This window comes from Streptomyces sp. NPDC107521 (genome assembly GCF_055598485.1).
Genome location: NZ_JBVKAT010000008.1, coordinates 255,199 through 273,825, shown reverse-complemented (window position 1 = coordinate 273,825; position 18,627 = coordinate 255,199). Strand labels below are relative to the sequence as shown.

The 18,627-nt window shown below is 76.3% G+C and carries 15 protein-coding genes and 1 pseudogene; 9 read left to right on the top strand and 7 right to left on the bottom strand.

Annotation, left to right across the window (positions count from 1 at the left end; translation table 11 throughout):
* The first annotated feature begins 128 nt into the window (after positions 1–128).
* Both ACZ7LB_RS15480 and ACZ7LB_RS15475 read left to right on the top strand, forming a co-directional pair.
* Complete coding sequence (locus ACZ7LB_RS15480; RefSeq protein WP_161228588.1) at positions 129–599, top strand: Dps family protein; 471 nt, start codon at positions 129–131, stop codon at positions 597–599.
* On the top strand, positions 596–1,000 hold the full coding sequence (locus tag ACZ7LB_RS15475; protein ID WP_471468459.1) for a hypothetical protein: 405 nt from the start codon (positions 596–598) through the stop codon (positions 998–1,000). Before ACZ7LB_RS15480 ends, ACZ7LB_RS15475 begins: the two co-directional genes overlap by 4 nt.
* A 654-nt stretch (positions 1,001–1,654) precedes the next feature.
* Here the strand turns inward: ACZ7LB_RS15475 and ACZ7LB_RS15470 are convergent.
* The gene (locus tag ACZ7LB_RS15470; protein ID WP_471468458.1) at positions 1,655–2,545 is read right to left on the bottom strand and encodes an Fpg/Nei family DNA glycosylase; all 891 of its coding nucleotides are present in this window, start codon (positions 2,543–2,545) and stop codon (positions 1,655–1,657) included.
* An 18-nt stretch (positions 2,546–2,563) separates the two neighbouring features.
* Positions 2,564–7,465 carry an ATP-dependent helicase gene (locus ACZ7LB_RS15465; protein WP_471468456.1) on the bottom strand — a complete coding sequence of 1,634 codons (4,902 nt, stop codon included), beginning with the start codon at positions 7,463–7,465 and terminating at the stop codon, positions 2,564–2,566.
* Positions 7,466–7,907: 442 nt separating this feature from the next.
* Here ACZ7LB_RS15465 and ACZ7LB_RS15460 point away from each other — a divergent pair, with 442 nt between their 5' ends.
* From ACZ7LB_RS15460 to ACZ7LB_RS15450, 3 genes and pseudogenes are all read left to right on the top strand, one after another.
* Positions 7,908–8,894 carry an AraC family transcriptional regulator gene (locus ACZ7LB_RS15460; RefSeq protein ID WP_471468454.1) on the top strand — a complete coding sequence of 329 codons (987 nt, stop codon included), beginning with the start codon at positions 7,908–7,910 and terminating at the stop codon, positions 8,892–8,894.
* Positions 8,846–9,508, top strand: a pseudogene (locus ACZ7LB_RS15455) (AzlC family ABC transporter permease); the annotation flags it as partial. The gene ACZ7LB_RS15460 and the pseudogene ACZ7LB_RS15455, both read left to right, overlap by 49 nt.
* Before the next feature lie 263 nt (positions 9,509–9,771).
* The gene (locus ACZ7LB_RS15450) at positions 9,772–10,080 is read left to right on the top strand and encodes an AzlD domain-containing protein (RefSeq protein WP_471468452.1); all 309 of its coding nucleotides are present in this window, start codon (positions 9,772–9,774) and stop codon (positions 10,078–10,080) included.
* A gap of 52 nt (positions 10,081–10,132) precedes the next feature.
* Here the strand turns inward: ACZ7LB_RS15450 and ACZ7LB_RS15445 are convergent, their stop codons facing one another.
* Positions 10,133–11,095 (bottom strand): hypothetical protein, encoded by a 963-nt coding sequence (locus ACZ7LB_RS15445; RefSeq protein WP_471468450.1) that lies wholly within the window; start codon positions 11,093–11,095, stop codon positions 10,133–10,135.
* An 80-nt stretch (positions 11,096–11,175) separates the two neighbouring features.
* Between ACZ7LB_RS15445 and ACZ7LB_RS15440 the strand changes: the two genes are divergently transcribed.
* Positions 11,176–11,370 carry a DUF3046 domain-containing protein gene (locus tag ACZ7LB_RS15440; RefSeq protein ID WP_471468448.1) on the top strand — a complete coding sequence of 65 codons (195 nt, stop codon included), beginning with the start codon at positions 11,176–11,178 and terminating at the stop codon, positions 11,368–11,370.
* 60 nt (positions 11,371–11,430) lie between these two features.
* The gene (locus ACZ7LB_RS15435) at positions 11,431–12,738 is read left to right on the top strand and encodes an AI-2E family transporter (RefSeq protein WP_471468446.1); all 1,308 of its coding nucleotides are present in this window, start codon (positions 11,431–11,433) and stop codon (positions 12,736–12,738) included.
* Positions 12,739–12,763: 25 nt separating this feature from the next.
* Here ACZ7LB_RS15435 and ACZ7LB_RS15430 read toward each other — a convergent pair whose 3' ends face one another.
* Both ACZ7LB_RS15430 and ACZ7LB_RS15425 read right to left on the bottom strand, forming a co-directional pair.
* Positions 12,764–13,567, bottom strand: a complete 804-nt coding sequence (locus ACZ7LB_RS15430; protein WP_471468444.1) for a hypothetical protein — start codon at positions 13,565–13,567, stop codon at positions 12,764–12,766.
* Positions 13,568–13,720: 153 nt separating this feature from the next.
* Positions 13,721–14,953 (bottom strand): APC family permease, encoded by a 1,233-nt coding sequence (locus ACZ7LB_RS15425; protein WP_471468489.1) that lies wholly within the window; start codon positions 14,951–14,953, stop codon positions 13,721–13,723.
* A gap of 541 nt (positions 14,954–15,494) precedes the next feature.
* On the opposite strand from ACZ7LB_RS15425, the gene recA reads away from it, so the two are divergent.
* Together recA and recX are read left to right on the top strand one after the other, a co-directional pair.
* A complete protein-coding gene (recA, locus tag ACZ7LB_RS15420; protein WP_471468442.1) occupies positions 15,495–16,619 on the top strand; it encodes a recombinase RecA in 1,125 nt (374 codons plus the stop codon).
* Between the two features lie 2 nt (positions 16,620–16,621).
* Complete coding sequence (recX, locus tag ACZ7LB_RS15415; RefSeq protein ID WP_471468440.1) at positions 16,622–17,395, top strand: recombination regulator RecX; 774 nt, start codon at positions 16,622–16,624, stop codon at positions 17,393–17,395.
* A 246-nt stretch (positions 17,396–17,641) separates the two neighbouring features.
* Here recX and ACZ7LB_RS15410 read toward each other — a convergent pair whose 3' ends face one another.
* Positions 17,642–18,034 carry a rhodanese-like domain-containing protein gene (locus tag ACZ7LB_RS15410; protein WP_471468438.1) on the bottom strand — a complete coding sequence of 131 codons (393 nt, stop codon included), beginning with the start codon at positions 18,032–18,034 and terminating at the stop codon, positions 17,642–17,644.
* Positions 18,031–18,588, bottom strand: coding sequence for a cupin domain-containing protein (locus ACZ7LB_RS15405; protein WP_471468436.1), 558 nt, complete (start codon positions 18,586–18,588; stop codon positions 18,031–18,033). Before ACZ7LB_RS15405 ends, ACZ7LB_RS15410 begins: the two co-directional genes overlap by 4 nt.
* Positions 18,589–18,627: the final 39 nt, after the last annotated feature.

Genomic DNA, 18,627 nt, shown 5'->3' with positions numbered 1-18,627 from the left:
CTCCGGAGGATCCGGAGAGGTGCGGTCGGGGTTTTCGTGCCTCCGCGCCCGTTTGCCGCTCGCCCCGGGTGCCCTCATGGTGGAGGGAGAGGGCCGACGGCCGGGGGGCCTACCGACGGAGGGTGCGGATGTACGTCGTCAAGAGCCCGTTGTCCGACGCGAACCTGAAGGTCGTCTCCGAGGCGCTGCAGGGTGCCCTCGTCGATCTCGTGGACCTGGCGCTGGTGGCGAAACAGATCCACTGGAACGTGGTCGGGCCGCGCTTCCGCTCCGTCCACCTCCAGCTCGACGAGGTCGTCGCCATCGCGCGGACCCACTCCGACACCGTCGCCGAGCGCGCCTCGGCGCTCGGGGTACCACCGGACGGACGGGCCGCCACGGTGGCCGTCGGCAGCGGCATCGGGGTGACGCCGGAGGGCTGGGTGGACGACACGGCCGCGGTGCGCACCCTTGTGGAGGCACTGGGCGCGCTGATCGCCCGGATGCGGGAGCGCGTCGAGGCGACGGCCGACGCGGACCCCGTGAGCCAGGACATCTTCATCCAGGTCACCGCCGATCTCGAGAAGGAGCACTGGATGTTCCAGGCCGAGAACGGATGACCGCAGTACGCACCGCGCGCCGGACCGCCGCCCTGGGGTTCGGCGCGCTGTGGTGGTGGGCTGTGCTCCGGCTGGCCCTGGCTCCCGGAGCGGGTGTCGTCGAGGGGGCGGTGGTGTTCGGCGGCTGGGGGCTCAGCGTGCTGCCGGTGCACTGTGTGCCGAAGGACCGGGCGGTGGGAGCGCTGGCCACCGGGCGATGGCGACGGGCACTGGGGCGGGACGGGGGCGCCCGGGGCGCTGCGGGGGATGGGCGTGGGGTTGCGGGGGCCGAGGCGGTTCAGGGGGCGGAGGGTGCCGGGGGCGAGGGCGAGGGCGAGGGCGAGGGCGGGGGCGTCGGCGAGGGCGTCGGGGCCGAGAGGACGGAGAAGGCTGAGGGGGCGGGGGCCGAAGGCGGGGGCTGAGGGGGCCCTGAGTGGACTCAGGAGGCGTGCGGACGGCTGCGGGGGCTTCGGGGCGGGCGGGGACTTCAGATGCTGTGGGCGAGGGGCGAGGGGCGAGGGGCGAGGGGCGAGGGGCGAGGGGCGAGGGGCGAGGGGCGAGGGGCGAGGGGCGAGGGGCGCCGGTGGCGCGGGGCAGCGGCAGCGGGCTGCGACGGTGGCGGCGAGGCGGCGGGAGGTGCCACCTCCGCCTGGGGTGCGCGGGCTGGTCCACGGCGGGGAGTGGTGTCCGTGGACGGTCTCGGGCGGTCGGTGCTTCCCGGTGGTGCCTCGGATGTTCGGTGCCTCATGGTGGTGCCTGGGGTTCGCCGCTTTCTGGCGGGGTGGCCGCCTCTGAGCGACCGGAGGCCGTTCCGGGGGCCCGGGCTCGGTGCGCCACGGGGCTGGAGCGCGCCGGGCGGTCGGACCGTCCGGGGTCTTCGGGGGCTCGGCGGGCTCGGTGTGCGGTGCGTCCCGTCCGGCCCGTGCTCCCGTCGGGCCCGTGTTCCCGGCGGCCCGGGCTCCCTCGCGCGACCGGTTCCTCTCGGCCGTTCGGCCATCCGGGTGCGGTCCGGTTCCTTCCGTACGTCCCGCGCGGTGCGTCCGCCGGGGAGTGCCGTGGCGCGGGAACGCCCCGGCTCACCCCGTGCGGCGGCGCCCGGCGCCGGAGCGGGGCTCGCTGCCCGGAGCCGGAGCCGGAGCCGGAGCCGGAGCCGGGGCCCGTGTCGTGCCCGGGGCCGGGGCGGGGCCCGCCTGGCAGGCCGGGCACCAGTACGTGGGGCGCTCGCGCGAACCGTCGCCCTGGTCGGCCAGCCGGACGGACGTGCCGCAGCGCGGACAGGGGCGGCGCGCGCGGCCGTAGACGAACAGGTCCTGGCCGCGCAGCCCCGTGGTGCGGCGCACCGGGCGGTCGCGGTTGGCCTCCAGCAGGCGCCGTGCCAGCGCCGGCAGCTTCGCGGCCCGGTCGGCGGGCAGCTCGCCCACCGGGAGCCAGGGGGTGACGCCGAGCAGGAAGCACAGCTCGCTCTTGTAGACATTGCCGATCCCGGCCAGGTTGCGCTGGTCGAGCAGGGCCTCGCCGAGGGGGCGGGCCGGGTCCGCGAGGAGGTTGGCCAGGGCCCGTCCGGCGTCCCAGTCCGGGCCCAGCAGGTCGGGGCCGAGGTGGCCCACGGCCCGTCCCTCGTCGGCCGTGCGGATCAGCTCCAGGACCGGGAGGCGGTACCCGACGGCCGTACGGTCGGCGGTGCCCAGGACCACGCGGATCTGGTGCGCCGGGCCGCCGCTCCAGCGCCGGCCGGGGGCGAACACCTTCCAGGAGCCGTCCATCCGCAGGTGTGTGTGCAGGGTCAGGCCGCCCTCCACACGGGTGAGCAGGTGTTTGCCCCGGGGGACGGTCTCCAGCACCGTACGGCCGGTGAGGTCGACGGTCGCGTACCGGGGCACGCGGAAGTCGCTGCGGGTCAGCACCGCACCGGCGAGGGCGTCGTGCAGCCGCCGCGCCGCCTGCCAGACCGTGTCACCTTCGGGCATGCGTCCAGGGTGACAGGCTCACGCCCGCAGGCGCAGTCCGCGCGGGGTGGCGATGAACCCTGCCTCCTCCAGCACGGCGCCGAAGGGGGAGGTGAGGGCGGCGGCGCCGTTGATCCGCTCCACCGTGACCGTGCCGAGCCGGCCGGCCCGGGCGGCTGACGCGAGCGCCTCGGCGGCCTCCCGCAGCCGGGGGTCCGCCGGGGGCGGGGTGTCCTCGGCGGAGGGCCACAGCAGCAGGGTCTTGCCGCCGCGCTCCATGTACACCGCCGGTTCACCCTCGACCAGGACCACCAGGGACCCCGCCTTGCGGCCCGGCTTGTGGGTGGCGCCGGACGGGGGCTCGGGCCAGGGGAGGGCGGCACCGTACGCGTTCGCCGGGTCGGCGGCGGCCAGCACGACGGCGCGGTTGACGGGCGCGGGGCGGTACTGGCGGGCGAAGCCGCGCGCGGTGGCGTGGGGGCCGGGCGCCCGGTCGTGCCCGCCGCCCCGGGGGCCTCCGGCGCCGGGAGCGGCGAAGGGGTCGCCGCCGGGGAGGTCCCAGGCGACGGGACCGCCGGTGGCCCCGGGGCCGAGCGGATCACCGCCCCCGTCCGGGGCGGGACCGGAGCCGTCGGACACGGGGGCGTACGCGGACGCCGGGGTGCCGGCTGCCGTGTCCGGGGCCGCGAGGGCCGCGCCGCGCTCGCGGGCGTTGGCGACCGCGCGCAGCCGGTCCACCGCGCCTTCCACGGCGAACTGCGCCGCCCCCAGCCCCTCCACCACGTACCCGCGGCGGGCCTGCCCGCTCTCCTCGAACGCCGCCAGGACCCGGTACACCGCGGAGAAGCCGCCCGCGACGCCCTCCGCCGCCACGGCGCCCCGGGTCACCACACCGTGCCGGTCCAGCAGGGTCCGGGCCAGGGCGTGCGCGCGCACCGTGGGGTCCGCCTCCCGCTCCGGCAGCAGGGACCAGCGGCCCGCCACCGTCGGCGGGCCCGAGCGCGAGGCGGTGCGGGCGGCGGCCGTCAGCGAGCCGTAACGCCCCCGCGGCACCGACCGCTTGGCGCGGTGGGCGGTGGAGCCCGCGGTGCGGCCCGAGCCCAGCAGGGAACGCAGCGGCGCGAGCGTGTCGTTGGTCAGCCGCCCCGACCAGGCCAGGTCCCACAGGGCGTCGGAGAGCTGGGCGTCGCTGGCGTCGGGATGGGTGGTGGCCCGGATCTGGTCCGCGATCTGACGGAAGAACAGGCCGTAGCCGCCCGACAGCGTGTCCAGGACCGAGTGGTGCAGGGGCGTCGGCTCCAGCGGGTGCGGGGGCGCGAGCAGCAGGGGCGCTGTGTCCGCGAGGTGGAGGGTGACCCAGCCGTCCTTGCCGGGCAGCGAGCCCGCCCCCGCCCACACCACCTCACCGGCGGCGGTGAGTTCGTCCAGCATGGCCGGGGTGTAGTCGGCCACCCGGGACGGCAGGACCAGCTTCTCCAGGGCGGACGCCGGTACCGGGGCGCCCTGCAACTGCTCGACGGCGCGCACCAGTCCGTCGACGCCGCGCAGCGCGTGGCCCGCGCCGATGTGCTGCCACTGGGGGAGGAACTGACCGAGCGCGGCCGGCGGCACCGGCTCCAGCTCCTGCCGCAGGGCGGCGAGGGAGCGGCGGCGCAGCCGTCGCAGCACGGTCGCGTCGCACCACTCCTGGCCGATGCCCGCCGGGTGGAACTCGCCCTGCACGATCCGGCCGGACGCCGCGAGGCGCTGGAGCGCCCCGTCGGTGACCGCCGTGCCCAGGCCGAAGCGGGCCGCGGCGGCGGCGGAGGTGAAGGGGCCGTGGGTGCGGGCGTAGCGGGCGAGGAGGTCCCCGAGGGGGTCCTTGACGGGCTCGGTGAAGGCTTCCGGGACGCCCACCGGCAGCGCGGTGCCCAGCGCGTCGCGCAGCCGGCCCGCGTCCTCGACCGCCGCCCAGTGCTCGGCCCCGGCGATCCGCACCGGGATCGCGCGCCGGGCGGACGCCAGCTCCCGGACCCATGACGGATCGGCGCCCCGCTCGGCGAGTTCCGCGTCCGTGAGCGGGCCGAGCATCCGCAGCAGGTCGGCGACGCCCTCGGCGTCCCTGACCCGGCGGTCCTCGGTGAGCCGGGCCAGTTCGCGCTCCAGCTCCGCCAGCACCTCCGCGTCGAGCAGCTCGCGCAGCTCCGCCCGGCCGAGCAGCTCGGACAGCAGCCGCGAGTCCAGCGACAGCGCGGCGGCCCGGCGCTCCGCGAGCGGCGAGTCCCCCTCGTACAGGAACTGGGCGACGTAGCCGAACAGCAGGGAGCGGGCGAAGGGGGACGGCTCCGGCGTGGTGACCTCGACCAGGCGGACCCGGCGGGACTCCAGGTCGCCCATCAGCTCGACGAGTCCGGGCACGTCGAAGACGTCCTGGAGGCATTCGCGGACGGCCTCCAGGACGATCGGGAACGAGCCGTACTCGCTCGCCACCTCCAGGAGCTGGGCCGCCCGCTGGCGCTGCTGCCAGAGGGGGGTGCGCCGGCCGGGGCTGCGGCGCGGCAGCAGCAGGGCACGGGCGGCGCACTCGCGGAAGCGGGAGGCGAACAGCGCCGAGCCGCCCACCTGGTCGGTGACGATCCGGTCGACCTCCCCCTTGTCCAGGACGACGTCCGCGGCGCCCACCGGCGCCTGCCCGTCGTCGTACTCCGCGCCCGCCCGGGAGGGCTCCCGGTCGAGCAGGTCCAGGCCCATCGGATCGGCGTCGGGCAGCCGCAGCACGATCCCGTCGTCGGCGTGCATGACCTGCGCGTCCATGCCGTACCGCTCGCCCAGGCGGGCGCCGAGCGCGAGGGCCCAGGGGGCGTGCACCTGGGCGCCGAAGGGCGAGTGGACGACGACCCGCCAGTCGCCCAGCTCGTCGCGGAAGCGCTCCACCACGATGGTGCGGTCGTCGGGGACGTGGCCGCAGGCCTCGCGCTGCTCGTCCAGGTACGCCAGGACGTTGCCCGCCGCCCAGGTGTCCAGCCCGGCCGCGGCCAGCCGCCGCAGGGCGTCCTCGCGGGGCAGGGCCGAGACCTCGCGCAGGAACGCGCCCAGCGCCCGGCCCAGTTCGAGCGGGCGGCCGAGCTGGTCGCCCTTCCAGAAGGGCAGCCGGCCGGGCACGCCGGGGGCGGGGGAGACCAGGACGCGGTCCCGGGTGATGTCCTCGATCCGCCACGAACTGGTGCCGAGCGTGAAGACGTCCCCCACCCGGGACTCGTACACCATCTCCTCGTCCAGCTCCCCGACCCGGCCGCCGCCCTTCTTCGGGTCGGCCCCGGCGAGGAAGACGCCGAACAGGCCCCGGTCGGGGATGGTGCCGCCGGAGGTGACGGCGAGCCGCTGCGCGCCGGGCCGCCCGGTGACCGTCCCCGCGATCCGGTCCCACACCACGCGCGGGCGCAGCTCGGCGAAGGCGTCGGAGGGGTAGCGGCCGGCCAGCATGTCCAGCACGGCGGTGAACGCCGACTCGGGCAGCGAGGCGAAGGGGGCGGCGCGGCGGACCGTGGCGAGCAGGTCGTCGGCCTGCCAGGTGTCCAGCGCGGTCATCGCGACGATCTGCTGGGCCAGCACGTCGAGGGGGTTGGCGGGGATCCGGAGGGCCTCGATGGCGCCCCCGCGCATGCGCTCGGTGACCACGGCCGCCTGCACCAGATCGCCCCGGTACTTCGGGAACACCACGCCCGTGGAGACGGCGCCGACCTGGTGCCCCGCGCGGCCGACGCGCTGCAGCCCGGAGGCGACGGAGGGCGGCGACTCGACCTGGACGACGAGGTCGACGGCGCCCATGTCGATGCCCAGCTCCAGGCTGGAGGTGGCCACCACGGCGGGCAGCCGGCCCGCCTTGAGGTCCTCCTCGACCAGGGCCCGCTGCTCCTTGGAGACCGAGCCGTGGTGCGCGCGGGCGATCACCGCCGGGGCGCCCCGGGCCGCGCCCGAGCCGCCCATCAGCTCGGCGGGGGAGTGGTGCTCGTCCAGCGGCTCACCCGTCGCCCGCTCGTGGGCGATTTCGTTGAGCCGGTTGCACAGGCGCTCCGCCAGGCGCCGCGAGTTGGCGAAGACGATCGTGGAGCGGTGCGCCTGGACGAGGTCGGCGATCCGCTCCTCGACATGGGGCCAGATGGAGGGGCGTTCGGCCCCGTCGTCGCTCTCCGCGACCGGGGAGCCGCCCAGCTCGCCCAGGTCCTCCACGGGGACGACGACGGACAGGTCGAACTCCTTGCCCGAGGGCGGCTGGACGATCTCCACCCTGCCGCGCGGGGCGAGGAACCGGGCGACCTCGTCCACCGGGCGGACCGTCGCGGAGAGCCCGATGCGGCGGGCGGGTTTCGGCAGCAGGGCGTCCAGGCGCTCCAGGGTGAGCGCGAGATGGGCGCCGCGCTTGGTGCCCGCCACCGCGTGCACCTCGTCCAGGATCACCGTCTCCACACCGGTCAGCGCCTCGCGGGTGGCCGAGGTGAGCATCAGGAACAGGGACTCCGGCGTGGTGATCAGGATGTCCGGGGGGCGGGTGGCCAGGGAGCGGCGCTCGGCGGCCGGGGTGTCGCCGGACCGGATGCCGACCCTGACCTCCGGCTCGGGCAGGCCGAGCCGCACGGACTCCTGGCGGATGCCGGTCAGCGGACTGCGCAGATTGCGCTCGACGTCGACGGCCAGGGCCTTGAGCGGGGACACGTACAGCACGCGGCAGCGCTTCCCGGGGTCGGCCGGCGGGGGCTCCGCCGCCAGCCTGTCCAGGGCGGCGAGGAAGGCGGCCAGGGTCTTCCCGGACCCGGTGGGGGCGACCACCAGCACGTCGGACCCCTCCCCGATGGCCCGCCACGCACCGGCCTGGGCCGCGGTGGGCGCGGAGAAGGCCCCCGTGAACCAGCCGCGGGTCGCGGGGGAGAAGCCGTCGAGGGCCCGGTGTGCGGAGCTGACCATGGATCCATCCTGCACCCGCCCACTGACAATCGGCCTGAACAGGGCGAATGCGGGTGAGGGGCGGCGGGGCGGGGGCCGTGCGGGCCGCCGCCCGGCGTGTCCGGGCGGTCCGGGGGCGCGGCGGAGCGAGGGGAGTGAAGGGAGCGAGGGGGAGCGAGGAGGAGGGGGTGCGCGCGGTCGCAGAGGGGCCCGGCTCACGGAGGACCGCCCTCACGGAGGACCGCCTCGTGGTGGCCCCGGGTGCCGAGGACGGCCGGCGGCGGCCCCGGGCGGTGGCCCGACAGGTCCATGGCGTGGCGGGCCCAGCCGGGGAGGCGCCGGGAGCGGTCCCCCGCGTCGTCCGGGCGGCGGTGGCGGCGGCCCCTCGGAGCACCCGGGCCCGGCGCGCGGCGCCCGGCCTGCGGTCCGCCGGACGCCCGGTCCGGTGACGGAGAATGGACGCATGGCGGGATCGGACGAGCGGGCGCGGCACTGGCGGTACGCCGAGCTGCCCGGCGTCGACCTGCTGCGCGCCCGGTACGTGCGCAAGACCTTCGTCCGGCACACGCACGAGCACTTCGTCATCGCGGCCGTCGCCGACGGGGCCGAGCGCTTCCACCACGGCGGGGCCGAGCAGTACGCGGGCGCGGGCTCGCTCGCCCTGATCAACCCCGACACCCCGCACACCGGCCGGGCCGGCGTCCCGGAGGGCTGGCGGTACGGCGCGGTCTACCCGGCGCCCGGCGTGGTGGCCGCCATCGCGGCGGAGACCACCACCCTGCGCGGCACCCCGGGCTTCGTCCGCCCCGTCCTCGACGACCCGTACGCCGTGGCCCTCGTGCACCGGGTGCTGCGGGCCGCCGACGAGGGGGACGCGCTCGCCGCCGACACCCTGCTGAGGGTGGCCGTGACCCGGCTGCTGCGGCTGAACGGCGGTTCGCCGCCCGCGCGGCGGGTGCGCACGGCCGGGGCCCGCACGGCCGCCCGCGCGCGTGCCCTGCTGGAGGAGCGGATGGCCGACCCGCCGAGCCTGGAGGCGCTGGCCCGGGAGCTGGGCACCGGCCCGTTCGCGGTGCTGCGGGCCTTCCGGGACGCCTACGGCATGCCGCCCCACACCTGGCTCACCGACGCCCGGGTGCGCCGGGCCCGGCGGCTGCTGGACGCCGGGACGACGCCCGCCGAGGCCGCCGTCGCCGTCGGCTTCACCGACCAGCCGCACCTGCACCGGCACTTCACGCGCATGGTGGGCGTACCGCCCGGTGCCTACCGGCGCGAGCGCAAGAACGTACAAGACACGCGGGGAGAGTTTCTCCTATCGTCCGACATGTGCCAGATCAGAAAGCCGTCCCGCACGACACGGGTACACAAGACAAACCGGACGCAGCCGTCGTACGGGACGCCCTGGGCGTCGGGGTCGCCGTGGGGCTCTCCGGCTTCGCCTTCGGGGTGACCTCGGTGGGCAGCGGCCTCTCGCTGCTCCAGACCTGCGCGCTGAGCCTCCTGGTGTTCACCGGGGCCTCGCAGTTCGCCCTCGTCGGCGCGCTCGCCGCCGGCGGCAACCCGCTCACGGCCGCGGCCGGGGCGTTCTTCCTCGGCGTGCGCAACGCCTTCTACGGGCTGCGCCTGTCCCAGATGCTGGCTCTCCCGCGCGCGCTGCGGGCACCGGCCGCCCAGTGGGTCATCGACGAGACGGCGGCCGTGGCCCTGGCGCAGCCCACCCGGCGCAGCGTGAGGATCGGGTTCGCCGTCACCGGGGCCACCCTGTACGTGCTGTGGAACCTGACCACCCTGCTCGGCGCCCTGGGGGCGGAGGCCATCGGGGACACCGACGCCTGGGGCCTGGACGCGGCCGGCCCCGCCGTGTTCCTGGCCCTGCTCGCGCCGATGCTGCGCACCGCCACGGAGCGGGCGGTCGCGGCCCTGGCCGTCCTCCTGGGGCTCGGTCTGCTCCCCGTCCTGCCCGCCGGTGTGCCCGTCCTGGTGGCGGCCCTGGCGGCACCGGCGGTCCTGTGGGCGGAGGGCCGCCGCAGGGGCGGTGCCGGAACCGGGACGGTCACCGGGGAACCCCCGGCCGGGGGCTCCGGGACCGGTGCCGCGTACGGCACTCCCGCGGCGCCCGTGGCGGACGCCGCGCCGGACGCGGGGGACATCGGGGGCGTGGGACACGCCCCCGGCGCGCCGGAGGTACCGGACGTGCACGACACCGGGGACCGGGGTGCCGGGGACGCGGGGGACACCCACGACACCCATCAGGCCCAGGGCAACCACGACACCCACGACACCCACCCCACCCGGGACACCCGGGGCGGGTCCAGGGAGGAGGAACGATGAGCATATGGATCGCCATCGCGGTGACCGCGGTCGGCTGCTACCTCGTCAAGCTCGTCGGTCTGCTCGTGCCCGCAGGGGCCCTGGAGCGGCCCCTGGTGCGGCGCCTGGCCGCGCTGCTGCCCGTCGCCCTCCTCGCCGCGCTCACCGCCCAGCAGACCTTCGCGGACGGCCGGGCCCTCGTCCTGGACGCGCGGGCCGCCGGGGTCGCCGCGGCCGCCGTGGCGCTGCTGCTGCGGGCCCCGTTCCTGGTCGTCGTCGCGGCGGCGGTCGCCGTCACGGCGGGCGTACGGGCCCTCGGCGGCTGAGTCGGCCCGGGGCGGAGACGGCGGGGCCGCGCGGCGCCGGCCGGGCCCCGGCTCAGCCGACCGGGCGGCCGTGCGCCCGCAGCGTGCGCAGGGCGTCCAGCGTCACCCGGGGGCGCGACTCCAGGAGCGGCGCGGGGGCCCAGTGCCGCCAGCGGACCGGCCAGCCGCCGTCGTCCGTCTGCTCCGCCGCGAGGAAGTCCAGGGAGCGGGCCATCTCGTCGTCGGTGAACCACGCGCGCGCGAGCGAGTGCGGCGTTCTGGCGAAGTCGTGCGGGAAGTGGTGCTCGCCCGGCGCGTAGCCCGGGGAGACGGGGAAGGCGTCGAGGGCGTCCGGGTCCAGCACGGCGAGCCGCTGCTCGCGCACCAGGCGGCCCAGCCGGGCGGCGGCCTCCCGCGCGCGCGGGCGGTCGGGCACCGAGTCCAGGAAGGCCACGGCGGCCTCGACCTCGTACGGGTGGGAGGTCTCCAGGGACTCGATCACCCGCCAGCAGAAGTCGGCGGCCCGGAACAGCCAGGCGTGCCACACCTCGTTGCGGTACAGCAGGCCGACCACCGGGCCGGTGGCGAGGAGGTCGCCGGGCGGGTCGTCCGGCACCGGCACGAAAGGGGCGGCCGGGTAGCCGCGCAGCGCGGCCGTGACCGACGGAAGGGCGCCGTCCGCCGTGGAGACGGAGGTCAGATGGCGGCAGATGTGCTCCACGCGCTGCCCGCCGCACCGCCCGACCGCGTCCAGCACCTGCAGGGCGTGCGCCGTGTGCAGCGGCTGGCTGACCGGGCCGCGCAGATCGGGCTCCAGGGCGTGTCCGTACCCGCCGTCCTCGTTGCGGTAGGCGTCGAGCGCGCTCTCCACCGGACCGGCGCCGCCGCCGCGGAAGACGTACGCGAACAGGCGCTGCTCCAGCACGCGCGCGGTGAGCCAGACGAAGCGCTCCGCGCGCGCGAGCGGGGAGGGCGCCGGGGGCTCCCCGGCTGCCGGGGGAGTCTGCGGGAGGGGGAACGCTCCGGTGTCGGCCATGCGCCAGATCGTAGGGCCGCGGCGGACCCGGCACCCCGGTCCCGGGCCGGGCCCACCCCCAGGGGCGGGATACTGGGAGCATGCGGTTGACGGTCTTCTGGGAGCGGATGGCGGATCACTTCGGTCCGGGCCACGCCGACACCTTCGCGCGCGACCATGTGATGACGGAGCTGGGCGGACGCACGGTGTGCGAGGCGCTCGACGCCGGATGGGACGCCAAGGAGGTGTGGCGGGTGGTCTGCGACGTCATGAACGTACCGCCGGAACACCACTGACCCCGGGCGGTTCCCGGGGCGGGCTCCGGGCCGTCGGCGGCGTGGGTCAGACTTGGGCGCGTGGCATCCACTGACGAGACCGGGCAGAGACCCCGGCCACCCGCTCCGCCCGGCACGACGCCGCCCGCCCCGCCGCCCGGGGGCGCCGGCGCCGGACCGGGCGCCCGCATGCCGCGCTGGCTGCCCCGCGCCATGGTGCTGGCCCTCACGCTGATCGCCGTCTTCCAACTGGGCAGCTGGGCCTTCCACCAGCTCACCGGGCTGCTGATCAACATCCTCATCGCGTTCTTCCTCGCCCTGGCCATCGAGCCCGCGGTGAGCTGGATGGCCGGGCGGGGCGTGCGCCGGGGCGTGGCGACCTTCGCCGTCTTCCTCGCCGTGCTGGTCGCCACCGCCGGGTTCGTCACGCTGCTCGGCTCCATGCTCGCCGGGCAGATCGTCAAGATGGTCGAGGACTTCCCCGAGTACCTCGACTCCGTCATCAACTGGATCAACAGCCACTTCCACACCGAGCTGCGGCGGGTGGACATCCAGGAGGGACTGCTCCGCTCCGACTGGCTGCGCGACTACGTGCAGAACAGCGCCACCGGGGTGCTGGACGTCTCCACACAGGTCCTCGGCGGGCTGTTCCACCTGCTGACGATCGTGCTGTTCGGCTTCTACTTCGCCGCCGACGGCCCCCGGCTGCGCCGCGCCCTCTGCTCCGTCCTGCCGCCCGCCCGCCAGGCCGAGGTGCTGCGCGCCTGGGAGATCGCCGTCAACAAGACCGGCGGTTACCTCTACTCGCGCGGGCTCATGGCGCTGATCTCCGGACTGGCCCACTACGTCCTGCTCCAGTTCCTGGAGGTGCCCTACGCGCCCGCGCTGGCGGTGTGGGTGGGCCTGGTGTCGCAGTTCATCCCCACCATCGGCACCTATCTCGCGGGCGCCCTGCCCATGCTCATCGCGTTCACCGTGGATCCCTGGTACGCGCTCTGGGTGCTGGTCTTCGTGGTGGTCTACCAGCAGTTCGAGAACTACATGCTCCAGCCCAAGCTGACCGCCAGGACCGTGGACATCCACCCGGCGGTCGCCTTCGGCTCGGTCATCGCGGGCACCGCGCTCCTCGGCGCCGTCGGCGCCCTGATCGCCATCCCGGCGGTCGCCACGCTCCAGGCGTTCCTCGGGGCCTATGTGAAGCGGTACGACGTCACCGACGACCCGCGTGTCCAGGGCCACCGGGACGGGGAGCGGGGCCACCGGGACAGGGGGCCGCAGGGCGCGCTCGCGCGGGCGTGGAGCCGGTGGGGCGGGCGGCCGGGAGGCGGTCCGCCGGGCGCCGGGGAGCCGGGGGACACCGGCGGGCCGCGGGACGGCGGCTCCTCCTGAGGAGGGCCGTCCGGCACGGGGGCGTTCAGCGGGCGAGGGCGGCCCACGCCCCGGCGGCGGCCACGGCCGCCCCGTAGCAGCACACCGCCGCGGCCACGATCCGCCGCCGCACCGCCCCCGGCCACGGGGTGAGGGCCAGTGCCCGAGCCAGCAGCGGCAGTACCAGGACGGCGTGCAGGCTCACCCCGTGCAGCGGCTTGAGCGGCGCGGTGGAGTGGTAGGCGGCCTCCTGGTGGCCGGTACGGGTGAGCACGACGCCGCGGGCGATCATCGCGGCGCCGGAGGCCAGCCCGACGAGCAGCAGGGCGAACCCGGAGCGCACCGCCAGGTCCATGCCCGCCGGGCCGCCGGGCCGGCGGCGGAACGCCTCCAGGGCGAACAGGGTGAGCAGCACCACCAGGACTCCGCCGCCCACCGCGAGCGTCATCGACACCGCCGTGTCGAAGGGCGTCTCCATGTTCAGGTGCGAGGGCACCCCCCGCCAGGTCTGGAGGGTGATGCCGGCGGTCTCGACGACGCAGTCCACCGCGAACACGGCCAGCGGTACGGCACGCGCCCGGCCCGCCGGGCGCAGGTACGACGTGATCCGGGTGACGGCGATCAGGGTCACCCCGAAGGACAGCCCGAACGTCACCGGCTTCCGCCAGGAGAGCGGTCCGTACCAGGAGCCGCCGTCCACGGCGAACACGACCAGGTGCGCGAGCCCGGAGAGGATCAGGAGGAGCCCGGTCGCCAGGCACAGGCGCGGGACGGCGGACCGGCGGGAAACGGGGGGCCGGCGCGGCCCGGGGGACCGGCCGGACGGGACCGTGGTGGTCGGGGTCTGCATGTGACGAGCCTGTCCGCGGCGGCCCCGGGAGTCGTCGTCCCGCTGGAGACACCCGCCGTACCCCGCCGGGAGCAGACCGACCCTCCCGGCGGGCCCGTCGCGGGGCCGACCCGGCGCCCCGCACGGAACCGCCGTACGCGCTGCCGGCGGCGTTCAGCGGGGGCGCCGGCCCCGGCCGGGGCGGGGGAGCAGGCGGCGCGCCCCGTACGCGGCGGCGCCGACGGCCAGTACGGCGGCCCCGGTGATCACGGAGCGCGGCGGGAGGGCGAAGGCCAGGACGAGGCATCCGGCCAGGCCGGTGGCGGGGACGATCCGGGGCGGGCGGCCCTCGGCCGGGGTCAGGGTCCAGGCTGCGGCGTTGGCGACGGCGTAGTAGACCAGGACGCCGAAGGAGGAGAAGCCGATCGCCCCGCGCACGTCCGCGCCCGCGGCCACGACGGCGACGACCGCGCCGACGAGGATCTCCGCCCGGTGGGGGGCCTCGGAGCGCGGATGCACGGCGGCCAGGGCGTGGGGCAGATGGTGGTCGCGGGCCATGGCCAGCACGGTGCGGGAGACGCCGAGGACGAGGGCGAGCAGGGAGCCGAGGGCGGCGACGGCGGCACCGGCGCGGACGACGGGGACGAGCGCGTCGGCACCGGCGGCCCGCACAGCGTCCGTCAGCGGCGCCCCGGCGGAGGCGAGTCCGGCCGGTCCGAGGACGAGCAGGGCGGAGACGGCGACGAGGGCGTAGACGGCGAGGGTGGCGCCGAGGGCGATCGGGACGGCCCGGGGGATGGTGCGGGCCGGGTCGCGCACCTCCTCGCCCAGGGTGGCGACGCGGGCGTAGCCGGCGAACGCGAAGAACAGCAGTCCGGCCGCCTGGAGCACGCCGCGCGCCGTCGGGTCCGGTCCGGTCCCCGCGCGGCCCGCGTCCGCGGCGCCGGAGGTCGGGCAGACGGCCACGACGGCGGCGAGCACCGCGAGGACGGCGGTCACGATGGCGCGGTTGAGCAGGGCGGACCGCCGGACGCCCGCGCAGTCGACCCCGGTCAGGACCATCACGGCGGCCACCGCGACCGCGTGCGACCGCCCGGGCCAGAGGTAGGTGCCGACGGTCAGGGCCATCGCCGCGCAGGAGGCGGTCTTGCCCACGACGAACGACCATCCGGCCAGGTGGCCCCAGAAGTCGCCGAGGCGTTCCCGCCCGTGGACGTAGGTCCCGCCCGAGGCCGGGTGGCGGGCGGCCGGACGGGCCGAGGAGGTGGCGTTGCAGTACGCGACGACCGCGGCCACCGCCAGCCCGGCCAGGAGCCCGGAGCCGGCCGCCCGCGCGGCCGGTGCCAGGGAGACGAAGATCCCGGCGCCGATCATCGAGCCCAGCCCGATCATCACCGCGTCCGGCAGCCCCAGCCGTCGCCGGAGCCGGTCCGGGATCTCGGGGGCGGGCTGGGGCTGGGGCGGCGGGCGCGGGCGGCGGCCCTCGTCCAGACGCGCACCCTAGGCGGCCGGCCTGAACGCACCGTGACGGACAACGGAAGGCGGGAGGCGGAATGCACGCGGGCGGTGGCGTACGGCGGGTGCCGCCGGCCGGGCGGGGCGGGGGCGGAGGCCCGGGCGGAGGGCGTACGGGAGCCCGGCGGGCGGAACCGCGGCCGGGTCGCGCCCCGGGGCGCCCGGCCGTTGCCGACGCGCACGCCCGCGCCCGGTGGCACGGGTCGGCCGCGGCGTAGGCTCGGGGGTGCCGCGTGCCGCGCTTGACATGAAAATCGAACATCCATTCTCATGGAGGCTCCGGCAGGGTCCGGGACGGGCGTTTTCGTCCGTGTACGGGCAGCGGGGCGGCCGAGTTATCCACAGGCCGGGCCCGCGTCGGGACGCGTTGTCAGTGGCAGGCGTTAGCGTCTGTGACGTGAAGCGATCGAATCAAGCAAACCGGGTGGAACCCATGGCAGGAACCGACCGCGAGAAGGCGCTGGATGCCGCTCTCGCACAGATTGAACGGCAATTCGGCAAGGGCGCGGTCATGCGCATGGGCGAGCGGTCCATGGAGCCCATCGAGGTCATCCCGACCGGATCGACGGCGCTCGACGTGGCCCTCGGCGTCGGCGGCCTCCCGCGCGGCCGTGTGGTGGAGATCTACGGCCCCGAGTCCTCGGGCAAGACGACCCTGACGCTGCACGCCGTGGCGAACGCCCAGAAGGCCGGCGGCCAGGTCGCGTTCGTGGACGCGGAGCACGCCCTCGACCCCGAGTACGCGAAGAAGCTCGGCGTCGACATCGACAACCTGATCCTCTCCCAGCCGGACAACGGCGAGCAGGCCCTCGAGATCGTGGACATGCTGGTCCGCTCCGGCGCCCTCGACCTCATCGTCATCGACTCCGTCGCCGCGCTCGTGCCGCGCGCGGAGATCGAGGGCGAGATGGGCGACAGCCACGTCGGTCTGCAGGCCCGGCTGATGAGCCAGGCCCTGCGGAAGATCACCAGCGCCCTCAACCAGTCCAAGACCACCGCGATCTTCATCAACCAGCTCCGCGAGAAGATCGGTGTGATGTTCGGCTCCCCGGAGACCACGACCGGTGGCCGGGCGCTCAAGTTCTACGCCTCCGTGCGCATCGACATCCGCCGCATCGAGACGCTGAAGGACGGCACCGACGCGGTCGGCAACCGGACCCGCTGCAAGGTCGTCAAGAACAAGGTCGCGCCGCCCTTCAAGCAGGCCGAGTTCGACATCCTCTACGGCCATGGCATCAGCCGCGAGGGCGGTCTGATCGACATGGGCGTGGAGCACGGCTTCGTCCGCAAGGCCGGCGCCTGGTACACGTACGAGGGCGACCAGCTCGGCCAGGGCAAGGAGAACGCGCGCAACTTCCTCAAGGACAACCCCGACCTGGCCAACGAGATCGAGAAGAAGATCAAGGTCAAGCTGGGCGTCGGCGTACGTCCCGAGGAGAAGGACGCCGCCGCCGAGCCGGGCACCGACGCCGCCGCCCCGGCCGACGCCGCCCCCGCGGTGCCCGCTCCCGCGACGGCCAAGGCCACCAAGTCCAAGGCCGCGGCTGCCAAGAGCTGACGGTGACGCGACGAACCGACTGGGCCGATCACGCCCACCCGGAGGCCGGCGGGACGGTGGGCGGGGCGTACGCCGACGCCGGCCCCGACGCACCGTACGGCGCCGGTCCGCCCGATGGCGGCGGGGCGGCCCCGGACGGCGACGGCGGGACCCGCCGGGGCGGCCGGACGCGGGGTGCGGGGGGCCCGCGCGGGCGGCGGCGCGGGCGCACCGCGGGAGCCGCCGAGGACGGAGGCACCGCCGACTCGTCGAGGGCCGGGGAGGGGGAGCCTCCGCGGGACCCGGTCGAGCAGGCACGGGCGATCTGCCTGCGCCTGCTGACCGGGACCCCGCGCACCAGGAAGCAGCTCGCCGACGCCCTGCGCAAACGGGAGATCCCCGACGAGGCGGCGGAGGAGGTGCTCTCGCGGTTCGAGGAGGTCGGCCTGATCGACGACGGCGCCTTCGCGGACGCCTGGGTGGAGTCCCGGCACCACGGCCGGGGGCTGGCGCGGCGCGCACTCGCCCGCGAGCTGCGGACCAAGGGCGTCGACGCGCCCCTCATCGAGGCGGCCGTCTCCCGGCTGGACGCCGAGCGGGAGGAGGAGACGGCGCGCGAACTCGTCGACCGGAAGCTGCGCGCCACCCGCGGCCTCGACCGAGACAAGCGGCTGCGCCGCCTCGCCGGGATGCTGGCCCGCAAGGGCTACCCCGAGGGGATGGCGCTGAGAGTGGTGCGCCAGGCGCTGGAGGAAGAGGGCGAGGAGACGGAGTTCCTCGACAGCGGGGAGTACTGACCGGACGGCCGGGGCGACCGCAGGGATCCGCCGGAGCGCGGTGCCCGTCGTCCGTTCATCTCACGGTCGGGTGGCCGGTGGGACGGCCTGGGCCTCGGCAGCACCGCCCGCCCGCCGAAGGATCGGAACCGGGTTCGGGTGCGGTTGCAGTGCCCCGGGAGCCGTGCGGCGCACCGGCGCGGGGAGGCATCCGGGCGCACCGGCGATGGCGCGCCCGGGACCGCGACACCGCCGGGACAACCCCGCCTACGGGGCCAGTACCGGTAGGCCCTCGTTCCGCCAGGCCTGGAAGCCGCCGATGACATCGGTGGCCCGGTACAGGCCCAGACGGTGGAGGGAGTCGACGGCGAGGGTGGAGGCGTAGCCCTCGTCGCACAGCACGACGATCCGCAGGTCGTGGCCCGTGGCCTCGGGGACGCGGTGGCTGCCCCGCGGGTCGAGCCGCCACTCCAGTTCGTTGCGCTCGATCACCAGGGCGCCCGGGACCAGGCCGTCCCGGTCCCGCAGGGCGGCGTACCGGGTGTCGACCAGCAGGGCGTCGCCCGCCTCGGCGGCGTCGTGGGCGGCACGCGGGCCGATGCGGTCGTAGCCGCTCCGGACGCGTTCCAGCAGGGCGTCGATTCCGACGGGAGCGCTCACTGCCAGTCCTCCGGGCGTTCGACCTGCTCCAGGCGCAGTGTGTCGCCGCTGCGGCTGTAGCGGCGGATCAGGGGCAGGGGCGGGTGGTACACGTGCACGGAGACGGCGTGGCGGTCGGCCGAGACGTTCAGGACCTCGTGGAGGTGGTCGCGGCCGAAGGCACGCCCCTGGCCGGTCGGCAGTCTGCGGATCCGGTCGACCCCGTCGGCGAGTTCCAGGGTCTTCCAGCCGCCGGTGGGCAGCCGGGCGGCGAGGGCGTGCTCCGTGAGTTCGCCCGCCGCGGTGACGAACGCGCCCACGGAGTCGGCGTGGTCGTGCCAGCCGGTGCCCGTGCCGGGGGGCCAGCCGATCAGCCAGGCCTCACTGCCGTCGGGGCCGGGCAGCCGGACCCAGGTGCGCTCCTCGGGATCGAGGGTCAGGGAGGCGATCAGCTCGGGGTCGGCGGCGACGGACTCGGCGAAGCCGAGGAGGTCGGCGGGGGTGGGGGCGGGGGCCTCTCCGGCCCCGGGTGGGGGCGTGTGGGCAGGGGAGGGCGCGGTGGTGGAGACAGACACGGTGACCGTCCTGGGAGTTCGCGAACGCGCGCGGGCGTG